This window comes from Rhizobium leguminosarum (assembly GCF_002953715.1).
Taxonomy (GTDB): Bacteria; Pseudomonadota; Alphaproteobacteria; order Rhizobiales; family Rhizobiaceae; genus Rhizobium; species Rhizobium leguminosarum_V.
Genome location: NZ_CP025014.1, coordinates 217,171 through 228,877, shown reverse-complemented (window position 1 = coordinate 228,877; position 11,707 = coordinate 217,171). Strand labels below are relative to the sequence as shown.

Here is an 11,707-nt window from a genome sequence, read left to right as displayed (position 1 = left end):
AGATCGACAGCCGGTGGATTGCCGCCGGCCGCATCCGGCAAAAGGATTTTCGACATGGTCAAATCGAAGAAGAAATGGTCGCAGGATGTCACCGAACACAGCGATGCGATGGACCTGAAGGAAGGCGTATTCAAATCGGACGATCCGAAGAAGATTGCCCGCTCCGTCAAGCACTCCGCCGAGGAGAGCGATCGCGGCAAGTCGAGCCCCTATCGCGCCGCCATGTCGATGCTGACTTTCTACATCAACCGCGCCGGCGACCAGCTGACGAAAAAGCGGCGCGGCACTCTTGAAAAGGCCAAGGACGAATTGCGAAAAGACTTCGGTCGTCAACCGAAGGATTGAGCAGCCATGGCATACGAGCTTTATTATTGGGACGGCATTCAAGGTCGGGGCGAATTCGTGCGGCTGGCGCTGGAAGAAGCCGGCGCCGACTATATCGATATCACCCGCCAGTCCGGCCGCGGGCGCGGTACGGGCGCCATGATCGACATCATGGAGAGTGAAAGCGAACCGCACATTCCTTTCGCACCACCCTTCCTGAAGGACGGCGACCTCATCATCCCGCATGTCGCCAACATATTATTTTACCTCGGTCCGAAGCTCGGCCTAGCACCTGAAGACGAAGGCCTTCGCCACGTCGCCAACGGCCTGCAGCTGACCGTCGCCGATTTCGTCGCTGAAGTGCACGATACGCATCACCCGATCGACATGTCGCTCTATTACGAGGACCAGAAGCCAGAGGCAAAAGCCCGCTCAGCCGCCTTCATCCGCGAACGCATTCCGAAATTCCTCGGCTATTTCGAGCGTGTGCTGCGGCAGAACCCGAAAGGCCCTGAGCATATGGTCGGCGATGCGCTGACCTATGTCGACCTCTCGCTCTTCCAGGTGATCGAGGGCCTGACCTATGCCTTTCCGAAAGCCATGGTGAACCGCAAGGCGGAATACCCGGCCCTGCTGGCTCTGCATGATGCGGTGGCGAAACGTCCAAACATTGCCCGCTATCTCGCCTCCCCCCGCCGCCTCGCCTTCAACGAAGAAGGGATTTTCAGGCATTATCCTGAGCTCGACAGCACGGTATGAGTTAAGTGCCGTTCATGCGAGCGGCACGGCCGCATCGAAGAAATTTCCCCACGGGTCTTTCGGCCGGGTTTCCAATCGCTGTGGCACGTTGCCGAGCGTGAAGGCGGCCGGACTGGTGACTTCGTTCAAATCAGCCCAATCGAGCGGCATCGAAACCGGCGCACCCGGTCGCGCCCGCGTCGAATAGGCCGCGACTGCCGTGTTGCCGCGACCGTTGCGGAGATAGTCGATGTAGATATGCCCGCCGCGTTTTGCCTTCGTCGCGGTTGCCAGATATTTCTCCGGCGCGTCGGCCGACATGCTTTCGGCGAGCGAATGGGCAAAATCCTTCACCTCGGCCCAGCCGGCCTTCGGTGCAAGCGGCGTCACCACATGCAGCCCCTTGCCGCCTGAGGTCTTGACGAAGGCCGGCAGGCCGCGGGCTTCCAGCCGCGCCTTCAATTCAAGCGCTGCTGTTATGACAGCACTCCAGGCCACGTCCTCGCCGGGATCGAGGTCCATGGTGATCATATCGGGTTTTTCCCAATTTTCGGTTGTTACGCCCCAGGGATGAATTTCGAGCACGGCCGACTGCACCAGCGCCACGAGACCGTTGAAATCGGCGATGCGCAGCAGCTTTTCGTCGTCCGCATCCTGCGGGTCGGCGATCTCTTCGATATGCGGATTCATGCCCTTCCAGGCATGTTTCTGGAAAAACCGCTGGTGGCTTTTTATCCCGTCCGGCAGCCGCAGCAGTGCCAGCGGCCGATTGACGACATAAGGCGCCATGAAGGGCCACACCGCAGCGTAATAATCCGCCAGCGCCTGCTTGGTCACGCCCTCATCCGGCCAGTAGAGCCGGTCGGGATGGGTCAGCGATACGTCCGATACCGGCGGATTCTTGGGGCTCATTCTTCGATCTCGCTTGTGAGGAAATCAAGTAGCCTGTTTTCCTCGGCCCGCAAGCCCCGCAGCGGCTCGTTGCCAGTCTCGATCAGCGGATGATCGTTGCCGGCGAGCGCGATGATCGCGGGATGGATATAGCTCGAGCGCGAGATCGCCGGTGTGTTGTGCAGCGCCTCTGCTGCGGCTTCCGACATCTGCTTTACCGTCGGCCGGCCGCCGCCGACAATCGTCTCGCGCGCCGCCCCGAAGGCCGCCAGCGATCCGGCCCAGGTGCGGAAGGTCTTCGCCGAAATGGGAATGCCCGATATCTCAGCGAGATAGGCGTTCAATCGGCCGGAATCGATTGGTTTTAGCGCCCCGCTTTCATCCTTCCAGACGAAGAGCTGGCGGCCGGGCAGGTCCGCTATCTCCTCCAGGATCTTCTGCAGCCTGGGATGCTTGAGGCTGCGCTGGACGCGCTTGCCGCCCTTGGCGCGGAATTTCAGCTCTATCTGCCCGTCGACGATCTTCAGGTGGCGCTTCAGCAGCGTCGTTGCGCCATAGGTCCCGTTCTCCCTGACATAGGCCTGGTTGCCGACGCGTAAGTGCGCCTCGTCGAGCAGCGTCGTCAAAGCCGCAAGCACGCCGTTGACATCCTCCGCACCGGTGTCGAGATGGCGCAGCACGGTGCGGCGTATGCGAGGCAGGGCCCGGCCGAATTCGGTTAGCTGATGGAATTTTCCCGCACTCCGGAAGGATTGCCATTCCTTGTGGTAGCGGTATTGCTTGCGCCCGCGCGCGTCGAAGCCTGTCGCCTGCAGATGGCCGTTCTCGTAGAGGCAGATCCAGACATTCTCATAGGCCGGCGGCAGACCGAGCGCGCCGATGCGCGCCCGCTGCAATTCGTCGGCAAGCGTCGTGCCGTCAGGCATCACGTAGCTGAAGCCCTTGCCCTTCCTTCGTCTGCGGATGCCTGGTTCAGTATCGCTGACATAGACGAGACCAAGGTCGGTGATGGCTTCGGCATTCATGGTCTCTGCTACTTGCTCCTGCGGCCGAACTGGAACCAGCGGCGGCGCTCGGCTTTTGTCGCGCCCTTCGGCGGCTCGGTCTGTCCCTTCGGTGCAAAGACCTGCACGCTCTGGGCATAGACGATGACCGGATTCTCCGGCTCCTGCACCTCGAAGGCATCCGTCTCCCTCCCGGTGTCGAGAACCCTCGACCACTGTTTCAGCCCATTCACGACAGGCAGGTGAACCTCGCAATCGCCGCCGGCATTGAAGATGAGGAAGAGGTCGTCCATCGTCTCGGTGTCTGGTGCATTCACGCTCCTCGAGACATAGACGCCGAGCACCTGCAACCCGTCGTCGTTCCAGGCACCGTCGTCCATGAAACTGCCGTCCGGCTTGTACCAAGCGATCTCGATGCGCCCGTCCTCGCTAACCTGTCCGGTCAGGAACCGCTCCTGCCGCAGGACGGGATGGGCCTTGCGGAAGGCGACGGCCTGTCGGCAGAAATCGAGGAAGGGGTCGTCGAGCCCTGCCCAATCCGTCCAGCCGATTTCATTGTCCTGGCAATAGGCGTTGTTGTTGCCGTCCTGGCTATTGCCGAGCTCGTCGCCGGCCAGGATCATCGGCACGCCTTGGGAGAGCATCAGCGTCGCCACCATGTTGCGCCGGCGCCGTGCCCGCGCGGCGTTGATATCGGCATTATCCGTCGTGCCCTCGGCGCCCATATTGTCGGAATGATTGTCCGAATGGCCGTCCCGGTTATCCTCGCCGTTCGCCTCGTTGTGCTTGTCGTCGAAGGAGACCGTGTCCGTCAGCGTGAAGCCGTCATGGGCCGACAGAAGATTGATCGAGGAGGTCGCGCCCCGATCGGAATGGTTGAACTGCGGCGCCGAGCCGGTGACGCGGGCCGCCAGCTCCGACACCATGCCGTCATCACCCTTCCAGAAACGGCGGACGTCGTCGCGGAACTTGTCGTTCCACTCACGGAAGGGGTGCGGGAAGCCGCCGACCTGGTAACCGCCCTCGCCGATATCCCAGGGTTCGGCGATCAGCTTGACGCCTGACAGCATCGGATCCTGCCGGATGGCGCCGAAGAAACCGCCCTGGCGGTCGAATTCCAGATCCTGCCGGCCGAGCGTACTGGCGAGATCGAAGCGGAAGCCGTCGATATGCATGACGCCCACCCAGTAGCGCAGGCTGTCGAGCACCATGCGCATCACCATCGGGTGGGCGACATTCAGCGTATTGCCGGTGCCCGTCGTATCGAAGGTGTGGCGCGGGTCATCGGGGGAAAGGATGTAATAGCTCGCATTATCGAGCCCACGGAAGGACAGCGTCGGGCCTTTTTCGCTGCCCTCGGCGGTGTGATTATAAACCACGTCCATGATGACTTCGATGCCGACGGCATGGAACTTCTTCACCATGGTCTTGATCTCGGTGATCTTGTCGCCGGACATGTAGCGTGATTGCGGCGCGAAGAAGCCGAGCGTCTGGTAGCCCCAATAATTGCGTAGGTTGTTTTCCAGGAGATAGCGATCGTCGAGGAAATATTGGATCGGCAGAAGCTCGATCGCCGAGATGCCGAGCTTGACGAGATGGTCGATGATCGGATCGCTGCACATGCCGAGAAAAGTGCCACGCAGCCGGTCGGGCACCTTCGGATGCGTCATCGTCAGGCCGCGCACATGCGCCTCGTAGATGATCGTATCGGGCCAGGGACGGCGGATCGCCTCTTCACCCGCCCAATCGAAATCCGGATCCTGCACCACGCCCTTGACCGTGAAGGGCGCGCTGTCACGCTCGTCGAAGGAAAGATCGTCTTCGCCGATCTGGTAGCCGAACAGCGCGTCATCCCATGTCAGCTCGCCCGTGACCTGTTTGGCATAGGGGTCGAGCAGCAGCTTGTTCGAATTGAAGCGATGGCCGGCGTTGGGATCATAGGGACCATGGGCGCGATAGCCGTAGACGGTGCCAGGTCCGACGCCGGCGATATAGCCGGACCAGATATCGCCTTCGCGCTTCGGCAGCGGCAATCGCGCCACCTCCTTCTTGCCGTCCGGCGAGAAGAGGCAGAGCTCAATCTGTTCTGCATGCGCTGAGAATACCGCGAAATGGGTGCCCGAGCCCGTATATTCCGCCCCGAGCTCCGGCTTGAGGAAGTCGAGTTCTGAAAATGAATAGCTCATAATGCCCCGCTCGATAAAAAGACCATGCGGGAAACGTAACGGCGGCTCGAAAGTTCCCTTGGCTCGCAAGGGAAGATCTCTTGAGAAGCCGGAAACTAAGGCATCAACTGTCCGCCATTGACCTCGATAATCTGTCCGGTGATGTAGCCCGACAGCGTCGGCGAGGCGAGGAAGAGATAGGCCCCGACGCAATCCTCCGATGTGCCGACGAAGCCCATCGGGATCGACTTGCGCTGCAGTTCCATCTGCTCGTCATTGGTATAACGCTCATGGAAGGGTGTCGCGATAACGCCCGGCGCCACCGCGTTGACACGGATCCTGTCGGGGACGAATTCCTTGGCATGGCCGCGTGTGATCGTCGAAACGAAGCCCTTGGACGCCGCATAAAGGATCGCACCATTGCCACCGCCATTGCGCGCGGCGATCGAGGTGGTGTTGATGATGAAGCCGCCCTGCTTCTTCAGCCAGGGATGCGCCGCACGCGTGGCCGCCAGTACCGAGCGGGCGTTGAGGTCCATGACCGCGGCATAATGCGCGTCGGTATATTCCGAGGTCGGCTTACGCCCCAGCATGCCGCCGGCATTGTTGATGAGGCCGTCGAGATGACCGAAGGTCTTCGCCGTCTCCTCGACGACACGCTCGGTCTCGCCTTCCCTCGACACGTCGCCCTGGATCAGATGCACGGTGCCGCCGGCAGCCCGGATCTCCTCGGCAAGTTTTTCCGCCGGTTCGCGGCTGGCATTGTAGTGCACACCGACCTTGGCCCCTTGCGCCGCAAAGGCGCGGGCGAGTGCCGCGCCAATCCCGGTCGAGGCGCCGGTGATCAGCACGGCCTTGCCGGACAGGTCCGGCAGCTTGATGGATGCGAGCGATTGCGCAAGTTCGACCATGGCGACGATGCCTCCCGAAAAACCAAGGACATAGGTGATGAAATGAATAGGAGAAGTCTTATCAGGGGAAATCGACGAAGGGCAATGCACGAAAGCGGGAGATTGCATCGCCATAGGAGCGCTAGGCGGTCTTCATGCAAACGGCCATCGTCACCGACGGCCGCCTGAGGTTGCCTGCGAGAACCGAAAAGGGTCTCGTTACGGAGCCACGCCAAAGGCCGGCTGTGGCTTTTGCCGGGCGAGAGGCGGGAATGCGAGGGCTATCACCGCAGCGCCTAGACCAACCATTGCAGAGCCGATGAACAGCCAGGAATAATTGGCGAAAGTGTCGAATATCCAGCCGCCGATCAGAGGGCCGAAGGCCATGCCGAGGCTGGAGAGCATCGTCGCCGCGCCGAAGACGGTGCCGATGATGCGCGGCCCGAAATATTCCCGCGCCAGCACCGCATAGAGCGGCATCACACCGCCATAGGCACTGCCGAAGACGATGGCGAGCGCATAGAATTCGCCGAGTTGGCTGACGAAGAGATAGGTCGCGAGTGCGAGCGCCTGCACCAACAGGCCGGCGACCAGCACTGGCTTCACCCCCATCCTGTCGGCAAGGCTGCCATAGAGCAGCCGGCCGCCCAGTCCCGCCAGGCCCTCGACGCTGTAGATGCTGACGGCCGCCATAGGTGCGACGCCGCAGATCGTCGCATAGTTCACCATGTGGAAGATCGGCCCGGAATGCGCTGCGCAGCAAGCTGCAAAGGTCAGGCCAAGCACGATGAATTGCGGCGATCGAAAGACTTTCGACAGCTGCGGCCGGGCGCCGTCGGCCGCGAACTCGGTTCCGCTATCGGCGGTCTCGGCAGGCGGGCGCCTGACGAGCAGAGCGGCCGGCACCAGCAGCACCCAGGCTGCGACGCCGATGATCAACATGGCCGGCCGCCATTCATAGGCCGAGATCAGCCAGCGCGCGAAAGGTGAGATGGTCATCGGCGCGACGCCCATGCCGGCGGAGACCAGCGACACCGCAAGCCCGCGGTTTTCGTCAAACCAGGCGGTCGTCGCGGCGACCATCGGCGCGAAAAACGTGCTGGCGGCGAGCCCGACGAGGATGCCGTAGGTCAGCTGGAACTGCAGCAGCGTCTCGGCGCGGCTCGCCAGGACCAGCGCCAGGCCGAGCAGCACCGACCCGATCAGCACGACGACGCGCGGGCCGAACCGGTCGCTTGCCGCACCCCACAAGAACCCGCCGAAACCCATGACGATGAAATTCAGCGTCATCGCGCTGGCTATGCCGACATGCGACCAGCCGGTGGCCGTTGCGATCGGCTCCTGAAAGATCGCCAGCGAGAACATCGCGCCGAGCGCAACGCATGTCATCAAAGCGCCCGCAGCGACGATGACCCAACGATAGGAAACACTCATGGCTTCATAACCTCCATGCCGACAGAGTGATCGCGACGCATGCGGCAAGCCTGCCACATTTTGCGCCTGCAATCCAAAGACGTTTGAACCGCTGCGAATTCGACAGCGCACTCACATCTTTTTTCTTCGCACTTAGAGGGTACGAAACATCACCAATGCGTCGACATAGCCCTGCTTGGGATGAAGGAAGACGCCAGGCAGCCGGCCGACGACATCGAAGCCGAGAGATTGCCACAGCCCAACCGCGCGTTCATTGCTGCTGACGACGAAATTGAACTGCATGGCGCGAAAGCCCAGCAAGCGGGCATGCTCCAGGGAATGCTCATGCATCAGCCTGGCGACGCCACGGCCGCTGGCGGCAGCGTCGGTCATGTAGCCGCAGTTGCACACATGCCGGCCGCCGCCTGCCTGGTTGGCCTTGATGTAATAGGTGCCGAGGACCGCGCCCTCCTCTTCGGCGACGAAGGTCTCGCGCTCCGGTCCCATCCAGTAGGCCAGCGCATCGGCTTCGCTCAGATCGCGATCGAGCGCATAGGTTTCGCCGGCGCGGATCGTCGGACCGATGATCCTCCAGATCGCGCTTCGATCGTTCTTGTCTGCGGGTCGGATCAGCATGGCCGATCTCTAACGAAACCGGGCGCCCCGCGCAACGGGTCTGCAACCTTCGGCAAAAGCTGGAAGCGTCTCGGCCTCAAACCCTTTCAAGTGCTATCGCAATCCCCTGCCCGACGCCGATGCACATGGTCGACAGCGAGTATTTTCCGCCGGTCTCCAGAAGCTCGAGTGCTGCCGTGCCGGTGATGCGTGCGCCCGACATGCCAAGCGGATGGCCGAGCGCGATGGCGCCTCCGTTGCGGTTTACGCGCGCGTCATCGTCGGCAATCCCGAGCGCGCGCAGCACCGCCAGCCCCTGGCTGGCAAAAGCCTCGTTGAGTTCGATCACGTCGAACTGCTCCGCGGTCATGCCGAGCCGTGTCATCAGCTTGCGCGAGGCCGGGATCGGCCCGACACCCATCACCCTTGGCGGAACGGCGGCAGCCGCGCCACCGAGGATGCGCGCGATCGGCGTCAGGCCGTATTTCCGCGCCGCCGCTTCGGAAGCGACGATCAGCGCCGCCGCCCCATCATTGACGCCGGAGGCATTGCCTGCCGTCACCGTGCCGCCTTCCTTCTTGAAAGGTGTGGCGAGTTTGGCCAGCGTTTCGATCGTCGTCGCACGCGGATGTTCGTCCTTGTCGACGACGACAGGATCGCCCTTGCGCTGCGGGATGGTCACCGGGGTGATTTCCTTCGCCAGCCGTCCGTTTGCCTGGGCGGCAGCGGCCTTTGCCTGGCTTCGCACCGCGAAGGCATCCTGGTCTTCGCGGCTGACATGATAGTCCTCGGCGACGTTCTCGCCGGTCTCCGGCATGGAATCGACGCCATATTGCTTCTTCATCAGCGGGTTGACGAAGCGCCAGCCGATCGTGGTGTCGTGAATTTCCGCCGCCCGTGAAAAGGCCGTCTCGGCCTTCGGCATGACGAAGGGCGCGCGCGACATGCTCTCGACGCCGCCGGCGATCATCAGCTCGGCCTCGCCGGAACGGATGGCGCGCGCTGCCGTGATTACCGCATCCATGCCGGAGCCGCAGAGCCGGTTGATCGTCGTGCCGGGTACCGCGATCGGCAGGCCGGCGAGCAGGGCAGACATGCGCGCGACATTCCGGTTGTCTTCGCCCGCCTGGTTGGCGCAGCCGAAGATAACGTCATCGACAGCCTCCCAATCGACGGCGCCGTTGCGTTGAATCAGCGCTTTTAGCGGGATCGCACCGAGATCGTCGGCCCGCACCTGGGACAGCGAGCCGGCGAAGCGGCCGATCGGCGTTCTGACATAGTCGCAGATAAAGGCTTCGGTCATGGCTTTTCCTCAGAGTTTCGGGACGACGAGGTCACCGACCGGCCCCTCGACGTGCAGCGGCGCACCGGTCATGGCCTGCAATTCCTCTTGCGACATCGCGGCAAGCTTCTCGCGCAGGACGAAGCGTCCCTTTACGATGTCGACGACGGCATGGCTGGTATAGATGCGGGTGATGCAGCCGACGCCGGTCAGCGGGAAGGTGCATTTCTCCACCAGCTTCGGTTCGCCTGTCTTGGTGACGTGCTCGGTAATGACGCAGACCTGCTTGGCGCCGTGCACCAGGTCCATGGCGCCGCCGACGGCCGGCACGCCTTTGCTGCCGACCCGCCAGTTGGCGAGGTCACCATTCTGCGCGACCTGATAGGCACCGAGGATCGCAACGTCGAGATGGCCGCCGCGCACCATGGCGAAGCTGTCGGCGTGATGGAAGAAGGCAGCACCCGGCTTCAGCGTCACCGCCTTCTTGCCGGCATTGATCAGGTCCCAGTCTTCCTCGCCTGCCGCCGGCGGCTCGCCGAAGTTCAGGATGCCGTTTTCCGTGTGAAAAATCGCCTGACGGCCGGGCGGCTGATAGCGGGCGACCATTTCGGGAAAGCCGATACCGAGGTTGACATAGGCGCCATCGGCAATGTCCTGCGCGGCGCGCCAGGCGATCTGCGCATTGGAAAGCTTGATGTCTTCCCGAGTGTTGATGGGGCTGATATCGATCGTCATACGTAGGCCACTCCGGCTCGAATGAGCTCTTCTTCCTGCTGGGGATTGGGGATGGCGACGACGCGGTCGACGAAGATGCCTGGGGTCACCACATGCTCGGGATCGATGCCGCCGGCCGGCACGATGGATGAGACCTGGACGATGGTCTTCGCCGCCGCCATGCACATCAGCGGATTGAAGTTGCGGCCGGCCTTGTTGTAGGTGAGATTGCCCTGGATATCGCCGATCTCGGCCTTCACGATCGCGAAGTCGGCCTTCAGCCAGCGCTCCTGCACGTAATGGCGGCCATCGAATTCGGCGATGACCTTGCCGTTGGCCAGTTCGGTACCGTAGGCCGTCGGCGTATAGAAAGCCGGAATGCCGGCCCCGCCGGCACGGATGCGCTCGGCCAGCGTTCCCTGCGGCACCAGCTCGAGCTCGATTTCGCCGGCTAGATATTTATCCGTGAAGGCACGCGGATCCGACGAACGCGGGAATGAGCAGATCATCTTTCTGACCATGCCGGCATCGATCATCGCGGCGATACCGATGCGCCCGTTGCCGGCATTGTTGTTGATCACGGTGAGGTTCTTTGAGCCCTTGTCGATCAAGGCATGAATGAGCTCGATCGGCGCGCCCGAGCCACCAAAACCACCGATCATGACGGTCGCGCCATCTCCGATCTCAGAGACGGCTTCCGCCGCGCTCCCGACTGTCTTGTCCATGCGGGATCTCTCCTTGGCTATGCGGTCGGGAAACTGAACCTCCCGTCCTCCAGCGTCAGGCATAAGGCGCAGCGGGCCGGACGACAAGTTATTTTGTGCGATATTTGACATTTGTTCATATATCGCACAAAATAACCAAATTGATTGGAGACTCAACCCATGCGCGAAACGGATTTCGTCAGCGGCTTCGCCCGCGGCCTGAAGGTCATCGAAGCTTTCGGCGAAACGCGGCAGCGGCTTTCGATCGCCGAGGCCGCCAAGCTGACGGAGCTTGACCGCGCCACCGTGCGACGCTCATTGCTGACGCTCGCCGAGCTCGGTTATGCCGATTATGACGGCAAGTTCTTCACGCTGACGCCGAAGATCCTGCGTCTTGGTCATGCCTATCTCTCGGCGACGCCGCTGCCGGCGCTCTTGCAGCCGCATCTCGATCATCTTTCGGAAAAGGCCGGCCAGAGCGCCTCGGCTTCGGTGCTCGACGGCACCGACATCGTCTATATCGCCCGCGCCTCGCAGCGCCGCGTCATGTCGATCAACCTCACGCCCGGCAGCCGCTTGCCCGCCTACTGTGCCTCGATGGGCCGCGTACTGCTTGCACCCCTTCCAGAGAGCGAGGCGCGCGCCATCCTCGCCCGCAGCGAGCTGAAGCAAAACACGCCGAATACGAAGACTGATTCGGACGAGTTGATCGCCGAATTCCGCCGGGTCCGCGCCGAGGGTTACGCCATCATCGATCAGGAGCTGGAGATCGGCCTCTGCTCCATTGCCGTGCCCATCGACAACGACCGCGGCGAAACGGTCGCGGCGATCAATATCGGCGCGCCGGCCGCCCTCGTGCCCGCGGCGGAGATGAAGGAACGCTATCTGCCGCTGCTGAAGGAAACGCAGGCGGCGTTGCGGCCGTTGCTGCGGCGATGACAACAAAATTAGGACAGAGCGGCCCCGC

The 11,707-nt window shown here is 62.3% G+C and carries 12 protein-coding genes; 3 read left to right on the top strand and 9 right to left on the bottom strand.

Annotated elements, in window-relative coordinates:
- The first annotated feature begins 54 nt into the window (after positions 1-54).
- Positions 55-345 carry a DUF3175 domain-containing protein gene (locus CUJ84_RS30620; protein WP_105009657.1) on the top strand — a complete coding sequence of 97 codons (291 nt, stop codon included), beginning with the start codon at positions 55-57 and terminating at the stop codon, positions 343-345.
- Positions 346-351: 6 nt separating this feature from the next.
- Positions 352-1,083 carry a glutathione S-transferase family protein gene (locus CUJ84_RS30615; RefSeq protein ID WP_105009380.1) on the top strand — a complete coding sequence of 244 codons (732 nt, stop codon included), beginning with the start codon at positions 352-354 and terminating at the stop codon, positions 1,081-1,083.
- A 12-nt stretch (positions 1,084-1,095) separates the two neighbouring features.
- Here CUJ84_RS30615 and ligD read toward each other — a convergent pair whose 3' ends face one another.
- The 9 genes from ligD to CUJ84_RS30570 all read right to left on the bottom strand — a co-directional run bounded on the left by ligD (position 1,096) and on the right by CUJ84_RS30570 (position 10,761).
- Positions 1,096-1,974: a non-homologous end-joining DNA ligase gene (gene ligD / locus CUJ84_RS30610; RefSeq protein WP_105009379.1), complete on the bottom strand. Its 879-nt coding sequence runs from the start codon at positions 1,972-1,974 to the stop codon at positions 1,096-1,098.
- Entirely contained in the window at positions 1,971-2,978 is a 1,008-nt protein-coding gene (locus tag CUJ84_RS30605) for a DNA topoisomerase IB (RefSeq protein ID WP_105009378.1), read from the bottom strand. The genes ligD and CUJ84_RS30605 overlap by 4 nt, the downstream gene beginning before the upstream one ends.
- An 8-nt stretch (positions 2,979-2,986) precedes the next feature.
- Positions 2,987-5,143 (bottom strand): glycogen debranching protein GlgX, encoded by a 2,157-nt coding sequence (gene glgX / locus CUJ84_RS30600; RefSeq protein WP_105009377.1) that lies wholly within the window; start codon positions 5,141-5,143, stop codon positions 2,987-2,989.
- 95 nt (positions 5,144-5,238) lie between these two features.
- On the bottom strand, positions 5,239-6,033 hold the full coding sequence (locus CUJ84_RS30595) for an SDR family NAD(P)-dependent oxidoreductase (protein ID WP_105009656.1): 795 nt from the start codon (positions 6,031-6,033) through the stop codon (positions 5,239-5,241).
- A 198-nt stretch (positions 6,034-6,231) separates the two neighbouring features.
- Positions 6,232-7,446 carry an MFS transporter gene (locus CUJ84_RS30590; RefSeq protein ID WP_105009376.1) on the bottom strand — a complete coding sequence of 405 codons (1,215 nt, stop codon included), beginning with the start codon at positions 7,444-7,446 and terminating at the stop codon, positions 6,232-6,234.
- A 132-nt stretch (positions 7,447-7,578) separates the two neighbouring features.
- Positions 7,579-8,061: a GNAT family N-acetyltransferase gene (locus tag CUJ84_RS30585; protein WP_105009375.1), complete on the bottom strand. Its 483-nt coding sequence runs from the start codon at positions 8,059-8,061 to the stop codon at positions 7,579-7,581.
- Positions 8,062-8,137: 76 nt separating this feature from the next.
- Positions 8,138-9,343 carry a 3-oxoadipyl-CoA thiolase gene (gene pcaF / locus CUJ84_RS30580; protein ID WP_105009374.1) on the bottom strand — a complete coding sequence of 402 codons (1,206 nt, stop codon included), beginning with the start codon at positions 9,341-9,343 and terminating at the stop codon, positions 8,138-8,140.
- 9 nt (positions 9,344-9,352) lie between these two features.
- Positions 9,353-10,057 (bottom strand): CoA transferase subunit B, encoded by a 705-nt coding sequence (locus tag CUJ84_RS30575; RefSeq protein WP_105009373.1) that lies wholly within the window; start codon positions 10,055-10,057, stop codon positions 9,353-9,355.
- On the bottom strand, positions 10,054-10,761 hold the full coding sequence (locus CUJ84_RS30570; protein WP_105009372.1) for a 3-oxoacid CoA-transferase subunit A: 708 nt from the start codon (positions 10,759-10,761) through the stop codon (positions 10,054-10,056). The genes CUJ84_RS30575 and CUJ84_RS30570 overlap by 4 nt, the downstream gene beginning before the upstream one ends.
- 159 nt (positions 10,762-10,920) lie before the next feature.
- Here CUJ84_RS30570 and CUJ84_RS30565 point away from each other — a divergent pair, with 159 nt between their 5' ends.
- Positions 10,921-11,679 (top strand): IclR family transcriptional regulator, encoded by a 759-nt coding sequence (locus tag CUJ84_RS30565; protein WP_105009371.1) that lies wholly within the window; start codon positions 10,921-10,923, stop codon positions 11,677-11,679.
- Positions 11,680-11,707: the final 28 nt, after the last annotated feature.